General features: G+C 35.4%; 14 protein-coding genes. All 14 read right to left on the bottom strand.

All coding sequences use genetic code 11. The features are described from left to right. Window positions 1–143: 143 nt before the first annotated feature. Window positions 144–1,367, bottom strand: coding sequence for a Fic family protein (locus tag VRHSUH09_RS07720; RefSeq protein WP_105081839.1), 1,224 nt, complete (start codon window positions 1,365–1,367; stop codon window positions 144–146). 278 nt (window positions 1,368–1,645) lie between these two features. Then, on the bottom strand, window positions 1,646–3,163 hold the full coding sequence (locus VRHSUH09_RS07715; RefSeq protein WP_105081838.1) for a capsule assembly Wzi family protein: 1,518 nt from the start codon (window positions 3,161–3,163) through the stop codon (window positions 1,646–1,648). A 109-nt stretch (window positions 3,164–3,272) separates the two neighbouring features. Next, window positions 3,273–4,313, bottom strand: coding sequence for an NAD-dependent epimerase/dehydratase family protein (locus VRHSUH09_RS07710; protein WP_105081837.1), 1,041 nt, complete (start codon window positions 4,311–4,313; stop codon window positions 3,273–3,275). Window positions 4,314–4,331: 18 nt separating this feature from the next. Next, window positions 4,332–5,051 (bottom strand): IspD/TarI family cytidylyltransferase, encoded by a 720-nt coding sequence (locus tag VRHSUH09_RS07705; RefSeq protein ID WP_105081836.1) that lies wholly within the window; start codon window positions 5,049–5,051, stop codon window positions 4,332–4,334. Window positions 5,052–5,131: 80 nt separating this feature from the next. Further along, a complete protein-coding gene (locus VRHSUH09_RS07700) occupies window positions 5,132–6,016 on the bottom strand; it encodes a polysaccharide biosynthesis/export family protein (RefSeq protein WP_054747858.1) in 885 nt (294 codons plus the stop codon). Between the two features lie 16 nt (window positions 6,017–6,032). Further along, window positions 6,033–7,565: a lipopolysaccharide biosynthesis protein gene (locus VRHSUH09_RS07695; protein WP_105081835.1), complete on the bottom strand. Its 1,533-nt coding sequence runs from the start codon at window positions 7,563–7,565 to the stop codon at window positions 6,033–6,035. A gap of 15 nt (window positions 7,566–7,580) precedes the next feature. Further along, complete coding sequence (locus tag VRHSUH09_RS07690; protein WP_105081834.1) at window positions 7,581–8,699, bottom strand: EpsG family protein; 1,119 nt, start codon at window positions 8,697–8,699, stop codon at window positions 7,581–7,583. A gap of 8 nt (window positions 8,700–8,707) precedes the next feature. Further along, window positions 8,708–10,060, bottom strand: a complete 1,353-nt coding sequence (locus VRHSUH09_RS07685) for a GumC family protein (RefSeq protein WP_105081833.1) — start codon at window positions 10,058–10,060, stop codon at window positions 8,708–8,710. Window positions 10,061–10,088: 28 nt separating this feature from the next. Further along, window positions 10,089–11,066, bottom strand: coding sequence for a glycosyltransferase family 2 protein (locus VRHSUH09_RS07680; protein ID WP_105081832.1), 978 nt, complete (start codon window positions 11,064–11,066; stop codon window positions 10,089–10,091). 112 nt (window positions 11,067–11,178) lie between these two features. Next, window positions 11,179–12,090 (bottom strand): NAD-dependent epimerase/dehydratase family protein, encoded by a 912-nt coding sequence (locus tag VRHSUH09_RS07675; protein WP_105081831.1) that lies wholly within the window; start codon window positions 12,088–12,090, stop codon window positions 11,179–11,181. 87 nt (window positions 12,091–12,177) lie between these two features. Further along, window positions 12,178–12,972: a LicD family protein gene (locus VRHSUH09_RS07670; RefSeq protein ID WP_105081830.1), complete on the bottom strand. Its 795-nt coding sequence runs from the start codon at window positions 12,970–12,972 to the stop codon at window positions 12,178–12,180. A gap of 13 nt (window positions 12,973–12,985) precedes the next feature. Further along, the gene (locus VRHSUH09_RS07665; RefSeq protein WP_054747876.1) at window positions 12,986–13,987 is read right to left on the bottom strand and encodes a polysaccharide deacetylase family protein; all 1,002 of its coding nucleotides are present in this window, start codon (window positions 13,985–13,987) and stop codon (window positions 12,986–12,988) included. Beyond that, the gene (locus tag VRHSUH09_RS07660) at window positions 13,984–15,075 is read right to left on the bottom strand and encodes a glycosyltransferase (protein WP_105081829.1); all 1,092 of its coding nucleotides are present in this window, start codon (window positions 15,073–15,075) and stop codon (window positions 13,984–13,986) included. Before VRHSUH09_RS07660 ends, VRHSUH09_RS07665 begins: the two co-directional genes overlap by 4 nt. 9 nt (window positions 15,076–15,084) lie before the next feature. After that, window positions 15,085–15,846 carry a DUF4422 domain-containing protein gene (locus VRHSUH09_RS07655; protein WP_105081828.1) on the bottom strand — a complete coding sequence of 254 codons (762 nt, stop codon included), beginning with the start codon at window positions 15,844–15,846 and terminating at the stop codon, window positions 15,085–15,087. Between the last annotated feature and the right edge of the window lie 25 nt (window positions 15,847–15,871).

Raw genomic sequence — 15,871 nt, 5'->3', positions numbered from 1 at the left:
ACCTCCGTTTTATGGTGAAAATATTTTTATAGTATACTCAAAAACGGTGAAAATCTCATTAAAACTTCAGTTTTTTCTCTATCCTTGATTGAATGCGTTCTCTGGCTCAAGGCCCTCAAACTATTAATATTTTTCGTATCAGTTTATTCTTTAGAGTCTAATATGCTCGTCTTTAGCATATACGACTCAGTACGACCATACTTTACTTTTATAAGATGGTCTTTAGGAATTTGTTTAAACCTAGTAAAGATAGTTCCTCTACTTTTACCACAAGCATTCATGATTTCAGCTTTACTAATACCTACGCCTAATGAAAATAGCCGTGCCTGTAGTAACAAGATGTATATTTCTCGTAATAGTGGATCGGTAATTTCATTAGTGCTGAAAAATTGCTCTAACTTTTGTTTTTCTTCGGATAAACGATTTATTCGCTTATTCAATAGTTCCGTAGCATTATCAATGGTTTTCTCTATAAGCGAAATAAAAGCAATTATAAAATAAGTTAGATCACCACCATTAATCTCAGCAGTAGTCATTTTAAAAGCATCATAATATTCTTTTTTATTATTATTAATAACTGCAGATAAACGTAATGCCACAAGAGGGTGAAAGTATTTTGCTAAATAAGCCGTTGAAATAAAACGATTCGTACGCCCATTTCCATCATAGAATGGATGTATATAGCCAAAATAATAGTGAAAAAGAGCTACCCGAATAGGAAGAACAAGCATCTCATCATTAAGAACTGCTAAAGCTTGATCCATCTCTTGTATAATACGCGACTCAGGTAATGTCCCTCTATGAATTACTTTCCCTTGATGATTAACTATATCTACAGAGTCTCGTCTGAATACAACTCCATCGGGCTGATTTTTATCATCTATTTCACTACTAATGATATCTTCAAATAATGCTCTTATATGTGGGCTACTTTCAAAGGTAAAGCCATGAGGATTCTCAAGGATAGCCTTATATTTACTAATAATACTCGAAAATCTAAGTTTACCATTTTCTCTGTTTTGTATAGCCTCTTGGATTTCTCTTCGACTACTATATACGCCTTCAATATCATTAGTCGCCTTAATTTCAGTAGATAAGAAGGCATTCATAACATGAGAAATCAGGACTGTAGGAACTTCAGAAACTAAAGTAATAAACGCACTGCGCTTTTCTTCTAAAGATAGTAACAGCATTACTAATACAGGGTGATACATAAAAAATGCACCATATGTATTACGCCTATTATATTCATGGATAGGAATAGGTAAAGAAATCGAGCTTTCAGAGTTGCGACGATTATCTAATATACGTTGCCACTCAGTCGGCTGTTTATAATAAATCTTATGCATAGGTTCAAACTTCATCATGTCCCTCCTATCTAACCTAGATAACGATTATAGTAAAAGTACAAAATAATATTATTTTATACTCTAAATGTTATTAATCATAAAGTAATGTTCAAAATCTTTATATTTTGAATATTACTTTATCTAATTATATTAATTATGTTCAAAAATAGCAAATTTTAAACATCAATCAAAAAATATTAAGTAAAATTAAATGCGTAGGTACCACAATACGAGTACAAAAAGAGGCTGCTCTACATGAGCAGCCTCTTAAAGTATCTAAGTATTATATTATTAAATTAGAACGTGCGTTTTACGTCTACACCTACTAAGTATGCAGTTTTATCTTTTTTATCGGTCATGTTATGAAGTCTAGATACGCCTATCTTCGCTGCTAAGGACCAATCGTTAGATAGTTTACGGCTGTGATCAACCCAAACGTTAAGGGCTTTCGCATTTGTATGGAGTTCACGGTTTAGACGCAAGTACTCAACGTTGAAGCCTGTTAAGTTTGCTTTTTTATCCCAGTGACCAAGGCGAGCATATAAACGATTACTGCTGTTGCCCATGTAGTCGCCTATAATATTGCCTTTGTGTACATAACCATCGTTATAGGACCAGTGAGCATACCACCAGTTGCTTGTTCTACCGCCTTCTAAGCGAAGATTCCAGTCATCGTGGTTGCCAAGTTTTGGCAAGTATACGCCTGCAGTCCAAGCGATCTTAGATGGACTCGGAATAAAGCCAAGGCCTGTAGCTTGGTCTTCACCATATACCATGCCATATACCTCCATGGATGGTAATGTCCATTTAATATCGTAACCAGCGATGCTATTCCATTTATCTTTAGAGCGGCTACTTTCATTTTTACCCGTTAAGAAGCGACCATAGTCAGAAAGGCTCAAGTGACGGCCTTCACCGCCCATGATAGATGTTAAGCTCGCACCGACTACAAGGCGTTTTGTAGGGGATACTTCAACGCGAGCACCTACAAAGCTTGGATGTTTCACGTCGTTACGATCATCAGACAATTTCGCATATACAAAGGTTGGCTTAATGGAACGCAAGAAGCGGAACGTACCGCCTACTTTTACAGGGTTAATAGTCGTTACTTTCACACCTGTTAAGGCATTCATATTGTTGGACAGATTGAGGGATGATTGGTACATAGGGCCCCACCAAAGCTCATCTTTACCAGCTTGTACCTCTACGGCACCGATATGTGTTTTCACGTAGCCGTTTACAAGTCGTGCACTGTTATCGCCAGCAAATAAATCAGCGCGCGGTGTAATGGCGTACGCTACATGGTTGCCCGCCGTACCGCGAATGTGCATTTCACCGCTTACAGTAGTGCCGCGATTGTATTTATAACCATTATTATTGCTGTTCAATGGTTGATACGTGCTCGCCGTACGAACCCAACCACCACGGTTTTGGTTGTACTCTGGAGAATTCGTAGATGTAACAGATACAGTAGCAGAGTCGACTACTACTTTGGACTCTTGTTTTCGTGTTGCCAAAGTTTGGATATCATCGGCATACTCAGTTTCAAGATTTTGAAGCATGGATTGAACGAATTGTGGTGTATTAGCATCCACTTTACCATTCGCTTCTTGTACCCATTCAGCCACTTGTAAACGGCTGTAAGGCTTGGATGTTGGCAATGTATCGATATAGCCTTGCGCATGCAAGGAATCGATCATGTCATATGTTGTAGAATTTAAATTTACATTTGGTGATACAATTTGTGCACCATAAACTGGAGCGATGGCCATGGCCATAATAGCGCTTGTAACTAATAATTTAATACGTTTCATCCGATAACTCTCCTCAGTATAATAAAAATTGTACGATTAAAACATACTATCTCTCTCAAAATAATAGTAATGCTCTAAGAAAGCAACTACTTTCACAGATAAAAGCACATTAACCCTCTTGAGCCAAGTAATCCATGAGCAGTTGATAGCCTTCTTTCATATTAATTTGAGGCGCCCAGCCCAAAGCTTGGAGCTTGTCCGCCGTTAAATAATACTTCACAGTTGGCGCATAACCATAGTTATTTGTTTCTGGAATGTCCATCACTACGGAAATGCGGCCCCCTACGACCTCATCAGCCACGAGTTTTGCAATATCATAAATGCTTCTCGTTTCCTTAGCATTGCATATATTATACGCTTCTCCCGGTACGCCAGCTTTCAGCAATACTAAAATACCCGTTAAGGCATCGGTGAGGTAACAGAAATTCGATAAAGACTCGCCCTTTGTGTGCAAAACGATATCTTTGTTTTGCAACGCGCTTTTGGCGAACTGAATCGACACGCGATTGTCCTCACCTGCTACGCCAGGGCCAAAGGTTTGTGCCAAACGAGCAATAGTGACGTTCACACCGTATTCCTTGGCATACGCATAACAGTAACATTCGCAGGCGCGCTTGCCTTCCGAATAAGAACTGCGCGTATCTAGATGATTGATATACCCCAAATCATCTTCGGTCATTGTTTGGTAATCCTCGTATTGGATGCCGTATTGCTCCATAGAGGACAAATAGACCATATTCTTACTATTTTGTGCTTTTGAAAGCTCCAAGCATTCCACCGTTTGATTGATGGATGTATGCAAGGTTTCTACAGGATTGCTGATAAAAAACTTGGACTGCGTTGGTGATGCGGTATGAACAATATAGTCGATAGGCTCCGCAATATCCTTTACGTTTACCTTCGTAATGGTAAAAGTATCTCTTCTAAAGCCTTCAAAAAAAGCTTCTGCTTTTTCTATATTGCGCACATGACCGATTACGCGGATATTTGTATGTAATACATCATTAGCCGTCATAATGGACTTGATGAGCATAGAACCAATCAAGCCAGTAGCGCCAGTAATCAACATAGTGCGACCACTAAAGAACGTAAACAAATCCTTGTTGCTATTGACGGTCCGCATCAACTCGTCTTGTAGTACTCTGTTCATTATCTATCCTCTAAGTAACTATAAACCAATAACATTCATACTATCTTGTACATCTAAATAGGCTTTAAATGTGTAGAAGTCGATTGGCGTTGTAATCTTAATGTTCGCAGGCAAGCCCTCTACTAAATATAAGGTGTGCCCAAAGTGCTGCATCATGGACGCAGAATCGATAAATTCCAATTTCTCTTCATTGGCCTTTAGATGGGCTTTATGAATATCACCTAAGAAGAAGCACTGCGGCGCCTTAGCAATTACACATTGTGAGCGATCTAAAATTGTACCTGCCGTATGAGGCTCCGCCCCTTTTACGAAGGTAGTTTCCGTAGACGGTGCTACGGTAATGGCATTACCATGATGAAGCACGCAAGAAATGCATTCTTCAATCATCATTTCATTGATGATCGGTCTAACCCCGTCATGCAAGAGCACTACAGTTTCATCATCGAATAGTCTGCGACATTCTTCTAAACCGCGGAAGATAGATTCCTGACCTGTACTACCACCAGGAATGATGGATACAACCTTCGTTAGACCAAACTTAGCCACCAAAGACTCCACTTGAGGAATCCCCGACGCTAAGGATACTACAATAATCTTGTCGATATTAGGCGCATATTGGAAATGCTCCAACGTATGGACAATAATTGGCTTTTGATTGACTAGCAAAAATTGTTTTGGAATACCGGACGAGCTCATGCGTTGTCCTGTCCCACCTGCAAAAATGATAGCTACATTCATGGTAATACCCTCCTTTTTTTGATAACTACTAGTTAGTGAAATGGTTCTAATCAGTAGATTACAAAAATCAGTAGATTCTACTAGTTAGTTATATTATGAAGTGTATAAGCAAGTGACGCAAATGGTGCAATATCACTTGGAATAATACGATGAGATTTAGGTACGTAGATCATATCGCCATCTTCAAGAGCGATGTTTTGTTTAATATCTTGTTTCTTGATGAAAGCTTCCATATCTACTTCTCGTACGTATACAGTGTCATCGATAACGCGCACCACTTGGATGTGACGTGGACGAGCCTTTCTAGCTGTACCTTGTGCGCTAGAGATGGCAGCAAATACGTTCATGTAATCAGCGCCTAAGCGGTAGATACCAGGTTTTGGTACTTCGCCCATTACATAGACTTGGCGACCGCCGTATTCAGATACGTTAACTGTCAAGTCTGGATCATGGACGTATCTAGAGAACTTCTGATTGAGCAATGCTGTTGCTTCATTCAATGTAAGACCAGATAATTTAACAACACCAGTATATGGTGTATTGATTCGACCATCTGGACCAATCATGAGGGTAATACCAGACTTGCTTGTTGCATCCCCGCCACCAGTAAAGCCGAGCTCACCATTACTATAGCCTAACATGTGAAGATTGATTTTATCGTATTTAGATAAACGGTATTCCCCAATATCTGTACGAGCCAAGGAGAATACGCTGTCTTTTGGATCAATGTACTCGCCATTTTCAAGAACCATCGTCAACTTTTGTTCCTTTGTAGGATGTTTTGTTTTGAAAGTAACGACCTCTCTACCTTTAACATGGCTATCTACGACAGATACGTCTTGTACCTCTTGATTATAAGAAGTAGAAACGCCACCCATATACTCAACACCAGCTGCATTTGCCATAGCTACATTACATGCCAAGCAAGCACCTACCAATGCCATTAATAACTTACGTTTGTTCATGTTTATCTCCTTAGTATTACCTTTTCTTCAATCTTAACTTCACTAAAACTGAATCACTTAGCTGCCTTTCATAGGTGTTAAAGTTAATCACTCGTTGAAGCCCGAAGTAAATAAAAGCGTATACTAACATACTAATAATCAGAATATAAATAGATTTGTTTAAATCAATATAAGGAATAATATATATGCCCGCTACTGTTACTGCAATAGTAACGAGGGACAAGCGGAAAATTTCTTTCCAGAAATGAATGATGTTCAGCTTCATCGTCCGTTGGTAGTACACATTCATGATGAGGCCATTGCCTAGCACCATGGAAAGACCAGTAGCCGCCGCACCACCGATAATGCCGTACGCATCAATCCAGAAGTATGCAAGCACTACGTTTAAGGTACCAACGAGAACATACACTACAGCGCGCACATGATATACATTGCGAGCCTGCATAACAGCAAGACCTACGTTCTGGATCAAGTCGATAGTAAATGGTCCGATGATGAGTAAGGTAATGATATATACCAAGTCAAAACCGTCGCCAACCCAGTAATGAAGGAAGCTATGTCCAAATACGATAAATCCGCTGAGGATTAAGGACAATAAATAAAACTGTAAACGGCCTATCTTGAGGAATAAGCTTTGGAACTCTTCGTCGCTACAACGATTCGTAACCATAGCTGTAATCTTTGGTAACAATGTACCTGAAACGGCGAGAGCAATATTCATATAGTTAATATAAATCTGACTCGCAATGGCGTAAATCGCAACGGATTCAGCGCCCATTTTCATGCCTAGTAAAAGCTGGTTACTTTGCCAAAACACTTGGTCCACAATAGCTACTACGAACATGCTAAGGGATAGGTTGCGCATGGCGAGGATAATTTCATTATCCCAGCCGCGGTACACCAATCGAGTGCCCAATTTATTGTGGCAGTATAGAACTTTCACAATCACCAGCACCACATTGAAGATGGTTTGTACTAACACAACGCTCAACGCCGATGGATAGATTATAATCATACCGATAATTGCAAAGGGTTGTAGCAAGATTTGTAGTAAACTAACGGAACGATGAAATATGAAGCGCTCTTCGGAAATGATGACCGCATCAAAGACCTTAGATGCGAAAAGCACCAATAGGTTCAGTAAGAGTAATAAGAAAATATTTTGAGCACTACCGATCATAGATGGGTCTAGGGTAGCCCCAAAGATATATGGAATACAAAAATAGAATATGAGACCTACGAGACTAAGGAGTATGCCAATGCCTACGTAGAGGATGAGAGACATCGTTAAGAGCTTATCGATTTTCTCTTGATCTTGTAACGTCTTATATTTTACTAAAAATCGGGTAATCGTTGCAGATAACCCGAAGTCTAGTACGTTGAAATAAGCGATAATAGAGCCGAGCAAGCGGTATAAACCAAACTCAGCAACGCCGATAAAGGACAGTAGAATTGGTACATAGGCTAAGTTAACGATGGTATTTCCTAGCAAGAGTGCATAGGACAACAAGGTGCCAACCTTTCTCTGTTTGGAAAAATTCTGAGACATAGAGTTTCTCCTATTCTACCGATCAAACATCTTGAAGTTAAATTGGTACTCAATATTCATACTCGACGGAAATGGGTTACGCCAATTTGAATAGTAATCTTGTGGTATGGCAGACATCGTATTTAAGAATGTATACATATACAATAATAATATAATATAACCCCATTTAAAGTTATAGATTTTATCTTTCACCTGTAACAAGAAATTGGAATTTAAGTATTGAATTGTATACGGCATAATGAGAATAATAAAATACTCAAAATATTTAGTTAAGCGCGTAATTGGTAAAGAAAAGGCAAACAAGAAATGACCTAAAATCCCTAAGAACCAAATGTTTAACAAGCCTTTATACTGTGGCTTAAGTTCTAAAATCGCTAAACGAGCAAGGGAGAATAAGCCAAAATGATAAAACATATAAAATCCTGTCATTTTAACAGAGTCTACATCAGAAAGATAACTTAAATAACGACCATCTACCTGCAATATAGCAAACAAAGTAGATAAAAAGGTTAATACAATATTAAGCTTAAATACGATGAAGGTTAAAATAAATACGATAGCGTACTTGTACCAAGAGAATACTCTAGTAGGCACAAAGTATAGTACGGCAGCTACGACAGCACTATAGTGCATAGATGCAGCAAGGGCTACTACTAATAAATATTTCCATAAACTACGTTCTAAACAGTAACGGTACCCCCAAAAGATAAGAACCATGCTAAGACCTTGTCGAATACCATTTAAAGAAAAGAAATACTCTAAACAGTAAAATAATGCGACAGTTAAAATTTGGATTTCCGTATCTTTTATGTAATACTTAATAGCGCTCCATAAGATTAACATAATTGGGAGCTCATAGGCGATAAACATCACCTGATAAGAGAAATGAAACTGACGTAAGAATTCAACCAATAATAAAAATGTTGGTTCTGGGTATAAATCATCAATTTTAACTGTATCAAATAACACTATATACCAGTCATAGTCCGTGCCAATTTCAGATCTAAATAAGCCGAAGAAAGTTAATACCACCATTACGAGGATGGGCATACACTTTTTATACTGTGGCGGAAGTAAACGCTCCGCCACAATGGAGGTTAGTATAAATATGGCCAGACCAATCCAAAATGCCATAGGATCACCTAATCTTTCATGCCACTCATACGTCTAGTGTATTGCACATAAATAAATGCACCTGCAATCACTAAGTATAATAAGCCGCCCGCAACCATTACATAAAGTTTACGTGGCCAAGAATGTTTCAATGGTAATGTAGGCTCGTTGATAACACGCATATCCATACCGTCGATATTTTCTTTAATTTTTAATTCTTCCAAGCTCTTTGTTAACAAGTTGTATGTATCGGCAGATACTTTAGCATTACGTTGTAATTCTAAGAACTTAACGGATTTTTGAGATAATTGATTAGATTGTTCTATATTTTGTTTACCCAATGTATCAAGTTGAGCAAGAGCCGCTTGCGCTGCTTCGATGTTATTCTTAGCAACTACGCGTTTTTGTAACAAGTCCATTTGCACTGGGCTGATTGTTACGTTTTCAGAAGCGATGGATTTCGCTACTGTTTTAGATAATTCGCCTTCTAAGTAAGCAATGTTTTCTTTAACTTTTATAACTTCTGGATAATCATCAGTAAATTTGAATTGTAATTTAGCTAATTTTTCGTTTTCGCTGAACAATTCTTTACGGATAGATTGGATTTCAGAGTTGTCCGCCATTTGGGAATCTACTAATTTTTGGTTTTGGCTATCGATTTGAGCCTCAATAGAGCCTAATACAGCAGTATTTGTATTGATTTTTACAGTTTCTTCTGCTTTTGCTTTTTCATAACCAGATGTTCTTTCCAACAAGATTTTTTCTTGTTCTGTTGGAGAGAATACGCCATTTTCTTGTTTGTATTTTTCAAGAGTCGCTATATCTGCATCCATTTTTTGTTTAGCTGCTTCGTTTTTCTTTTCCAAGATTTTAACTAATGTAGAGTCTTGTGCAGAGCTTACATCAGCAATAGCATTTTTCAAAGATTCAACTACATCACTAGCAATGCGTTGTGCATTTTCAGGAGAGTCTGCAGTAATAGTAAAGGACAAGATAGAAGTACCACGAGGGTTATCTACTTGCATGTATTTTTTTACGAAATCGTCAGCATCGAAGTTTTCTTTTTCTGCATCTTCATTGCCTAATTTTTTAATAACAGGATTGATAACCTTGTCACTCTTAAGTACGGACATATAGTCTAGTACAGAGTCACCACTGGAAATACCTGCTAGTGTTAATAATGCAGCGTTTTGTGCCAACGCACCAAAGGCTCCAGCTTTTGGTTTTACTTGAATCATTACACTAGATTGATACTGCTTTGGCAGCAAGAATGCTAATAAAAGGAATATTACAAAGATGCCTCCCATTAAAACAAGGAGTAATTTCTTATACTCTTTGATAATATCCTTTATAAGCTGATATGAAATAACTTTCGGTCCCATACAATTCCTTTCTTTGACAATACATAAACTATCTACGTCTAAATTTATAACGATAATAAACAACTACTATCCAATATAGCTTCATCTGTAACAAACACACAATTAGCTGCTTCTTACTACTTAAAATTGAATCTACTACTAAAGGATGTAATGTGGCCAATCTTTTTACGCATTTATAATACGAGGATGTAGTAAAATTATCCTCTAACGCCGCATACTTGTTTAATAAATCGATTATTTGATAAATATAAATAGTATTATAACTTGTTGGACAATGCTCCTTTAAAAAACTATATTCTATCTCCATTTTAAACAGGTCATCAGAAAAGGTTTTTTCTGTGTATAAAGTGCTCAATGATATTTTTGTATCATAGTGAAAGTATTGATATAAACTATCTTCTTCTATTTTATAAGATGTGATGAATCTATAATAGGAGAAGTTAAAAACTTGGTCTTCTGCTACGGATAAACTCTCATCAAATCTAAGATGATGCTCATCGATTATAGATTTGCGATACAACTTTGCTACAGGTCCCCGAAGCCAATCAATAAGACTATAATATTCTTCAAATAAGTTACCTTTAAGTGGTGCTTTATGTTTGCGCAACTTTTTTTTATAAATACAGCCATTTCCATCTACATATATATCTTGTAGAGATCCAATAACAAGATCCGCCTCGGTACTCGCATTAATAAATAATTCCAAATAAGTATTAGAAATAATATCATCACTGTCAACAAAGACAACAAACTCGCCACAGGCTGTATCTAACCCTATATTACGAGCTGAGCTGACTCCACCATTTTTTTTATGTATTACATGAATCTTCGAACTTATTTTTGCTAGTTGATCACATAGTTCTGATGAGCCATCTGTGCTACCATCATCAACTAAAATCAATTCATACTGTTCATAACTTTGCTCCAGTATAGAATTTACACACTCCGTTAATTGTTCTTTAACATTATATACTGGAATTATAATACTAATTAAAGGCTTCTCCATAAAACTACTCCAACATCTAAGGTTATTAATAATATATGACACATCATCCACTTGGTTTACAATTAAATATATTTATTTACGACGTTAATATATCATTTGTGTCATTATTTCTTTACTTATTAAAATAAGTGTATGTTTTAACTAGTCCATCATGAAGATTACATTTAGCTCTAAATAAAAGATCTCTTTCTGATTTTTCAGTTGCCAATACAGAATCTCTAATATCACCTAATCTAGGTTTTTCATATACTACATCAATATTTTTATGACTTATACTTCTAAATTCATCCACTAATAAATTAATAGAACTAGGAATATTAGTACTTACATTATAGATACCATTAAACTGGCTTTGCATACCTAGAATATTAGCTTCAACTACATCATCAATATATATAAAATCCCTAGTTTGTTCACCATCTCCATAAATAACAATCGAATCATCTTGAGATATGGCTTTAGAAAAAATACTAATAACTCCACCTTCCCCCCCATTACCTTGTCTAGGGCCAAATACATTAGAATATCGATAACAGATATACTGTAATCCATATGATTCATGATAAATACGAAGATAATGTTCTGCCGTAAGCTTTGTTAGTCCATAAAAAGAAGACGGATTCCCGGTCATTGTCTCATCTAATGGTAAGGTAGTTAAATTACCATATACAGCAGCAGAAGATGGCATTAAAAATTTCTTAATATCTAACTTTACAGAAACATTGAGTAGATTTATTAGCCCCATCAAATTAATATCACAATCTAACATAGGGTTATTCATCGAGGTTGTGACCTCTGTTTGTGCAGCCTGATGAAAAATATAATCTGGTTTAAACAATTCTAACGTAGAATATAGTTCTGAACTCCGAATATCCAGTTCCACAAACTCGGCCTTCGGATTAACAAAATCCTTATTCCCTGTATATAAATTATCAATAACTTGTACCGCATGGCCCTCTTTAATTAAACGGTCAACTAAATGAGAGCCAATAAAACCTGCTCCACCTGTTACAACTATTCTCATTATTTTCCCCTTCATATAAAAGCTTCTATTATTAAATGAACATAAAACAGCAACTCTTTATCTTTAAATACCACTCTTCCTATAAAATTAAATCTTATAAGCTTTAATACTTGATACTTTACGTTTATCCTCAGCAGGTATTTCCATATAATTATGACCATATAAATTACTTAAATATGTATCGTAACATGAAAAAATCTCTAATGTTAAATCTCTAAACTCTATAGGGACACGTTTTTCAAAAGCATCCTTTACCATACATTCAGCTTCACCATAAACGCCACCAGTAATAGCGCCTACATGATTAGAAGTATTATAATCATACTGTTTTGCTAATTGATCTAATTTATGAGCCCAATATTTATATCCCACACATTTAGCCAAAATAATTAATATAGACTTGATACATGCTCTAGTAAATGATTTACCATGTCCTAATTTAGCATCACATAGTTCAAGCATCTTACTATAAATTTTACGTTTTTTATAGATACTAATAACTTCATTTTTATCATTTGGTAATCCATCAACAGGCATAATATCCATAAATAAAAACTGATTAGCATTACTGTACTCATCTTCAATCCTGATATCAAGCTTTTCTAATCGTGCAAAAGGATATTTTGAGTTATTACGCTCAATAGATCTAAGCAGGTAATTGCTATTTAAAACCTTTGGAAATATAGTAATTAATTTTTCATAATCTGGCCGACTTAAACAAATGTCTATATCATCATCCCAAGGAATAAAATCTTTATGCCTAATGGCCCCTAATAATGATCCTCCTGATAGCGAATATTTAATATCATTCTCTTTACAAAAGGAATCAAACTCTTTAAGCATTATAAATAAATGATCTTGAATTTCAGATATAGTCAACATTATTAAAAATCCCCTAATTTTCAAACCATACTAACTTCATTTGTCGTATAAATTCATCTTCTGACCAGTCTTCAATACCGAATCTAGGTATAGAAAATGGATTAGCATTAGAATGAAGCTGTGCTCTTCTAGTACTAACTGAATATGTGAATCCTAGATCTTGAACAATTTGTTCTGTCACTTGATCAAAACTTTCTTTATGACCAAAAGGATACGCAAAAATATCTATATCCGTGTGTAACAAATTCTCTAAAAAAAGCTTAGAAGATTGTATTTCATGTATTTGCTCTTCTCTACTAATTTGTTTCAACGCTGGATGGTGTATAGTATGCGCTCCTAATGTAATTAACTGACTTTGATATAACTCTATTAACTCCGACGAAGTCATAGTCCTATTATTAGGATTAACCTTCAATCCATAAAATTCATACCATCTGTCTAATATCATATCTCTTTCATTAGGATGTAGAGAAAAAAGCATATGGTGTAACGTATAAAAACTATGTAATCTCTTTGTATCATCGGATATATCAAATACATGTCTTTGATTTAATATATCTAACTCAATTAATTCTCTTAGATTTTTATTTTCGAATAAAACAGTTTCTAATCGATCCCACCAAAACTCTTTATCTGTATCTACACCCCCAGAAGTTATAAATATCGTAGCTGGTACTTGATATTTTTTTAAAATTGGAAATGCATATTTATAATTATCATAATAACCATCGTCAAATGTAATAATAACCGACGGTTCCTTTATATTGTTATGTTTTAAATCATCAAAAGTTATTACATTATACTGGCTTTTTAAGACTTTAATATGACTATCAAAATTTTCAGGTGTTACATTGATATTAAATAAGTCTCTGTTTAAATAATTAATTCTATGATAGAGTAATACGGCTACTGGTTTATCAATCATATTATGAATTATATTAATAGGTGCCCATCTTTTTCTATAAATAGAGCGAATCCATGGTAAATTTTCTTTTATATACCCTTTTAAACTCATTTTTTTTCCTTATATATTTTTTCAATTTTTTTTATTGCATCACGAGAATCATATCCCAATGCCTTAATTTCATTTCTACAATCAATAAATTTATTCTTCTTAAATCTAAATAAAATCTCTTGAGCCCATTTTTTAGAATTATCAATTGGTAAAGAGACACATAAGTCTGTTAGCATAACCTCTTGTGTAATCGTATCAGAAACTAATATTGGTATACCTAATGCTTGAGACTCAATAGCAATTAGCGGTAGCCCTTCAAATAAAGAAGGTAATATCATAATATCTATAGCTTGCATAACATCCACAGTGTTATTTACATACCCCATAAAAATAACCTTGTCAGATATAGCTGCTGATTTTACAAGACTTTCAATCTTATGCCGTTCTACACCATCACCCAAGAGAAATAAATAACTATTAGGATTTTGTTTTAATACCTCTTTAAATATATCGATAATAAAAGGGTGATTTTTAACAGGTGTAAAACGACCAATATGTCCTACTATCAATGCATCCTTAGGAATGTTAAATTTTTGTCTAACCTCCAACCCTAGATTTATATTTCTATCGTATAAATCCAAATCGATAGCATTATGTAATAAATAATATGAATCACTATCTATACAAATTCTAGGAAACATCCATTCTGATGCCTTAGTAGAGCAGCCTATATAAGTATCAACCGAATAAGGTAATAAAATTCTTCCAACCTTATGTAATCCTGTCTTTAGAAAGCGTACAATTTTTCGATTATCATCTATACTAGAGCTATGCGCATGTAAAATAATAGTTTTAAATCCAGCTAATTTAGCAATCAAAATAGGAATAATATTGACATAAGATTGATGAAAATGAATGATATCTTTTCCTTCAGAAAGTAGGCACTTCATTTTTTTATAAAACTGAATAATATGATACGGTCTACTAACCGTCTCTACCTTATAATTTACATCAAAATTTTGAGGATCATCATAACTCAGTAATGTTAATTCAAATTCTTTTTTATCAATCATTCTATACAATTGAAGAACATAAGATGTTAAACCACCCATATCTTTATCTATAGGAAGCTCTATTACCTTTATCATATCAGTATATTATCTCCCAAATAATTTACGTTTTAAGAATAAGCCACCTTTTTTCAACCAGTTTTGTGGCTCCATAAAGGATACATTTTGTTCCTTATAGTCAATATTATTTGCTTCAATCCATACATCTAGCAAGATTTCGCTTACAAAGCCATAAATACGCGCTTCGTATGTATCGTAATTGGAAATATCGACGCGATGTTCAATCTCTTCCAAGATAGAGAACATCCACTCGCAGTATTGATCAAATAGGTCGCGACGCATGACAAACATGTTGAACATATGCGCCCAGGTGCGATTGCAAACCTTTGTGAAAGCAGCGCTATATTCTGGATATTTTTCAGCGATGATTTGCTCTGCCGCATCAAGGCCGTCGCTATGATGAGCATTATTATAATGAGAACGGTTGGATTCAATATAATATTTACGTTTATCTGCTACTACTACAGGATACTCTGAAAGCAATTTCTCCCATTCTGCGCCTGTAAGAATTTGATTTTTTTTATCCTCTACAGAACGAACCTCTTTGCGAGTAAAGTAACGTCTGTAATGAACGAGACCAATATAGTCCGCATCAAGATTTTTCCAAGCCCAATATAAGCCTGTTAATTCACAATAATTTGCATTTTTTGAAGATATATTATCTCCCGTATGATCACCCGTATAGCCAATATCCGCCTTGCCTTCTCGACCTACATGGATTGGCAGATAGACAGGGTCTTCTGGCATCCAATATTGTTTATGGGTGGCTACTAATATTTTAATATTCACTATATTCCCACCTTACTAATTTCCT

Origin of the sequence: Veillonella rogosae JCM 15642 (assembly GCF_002959775.1) — a bacterium.
Taxonomy (GTDB): domain Bacteria; phylum Bacillota; class Negativicutes; order Veillonellales; family Veillonellaceae; genus Veillonella; species Veillonella rogosae.
The sequence above is the reverse complement of the archived record's forward strand: the minus strand, read 5'-3'. Positions and strand labels throughout refer to the sequence as shown.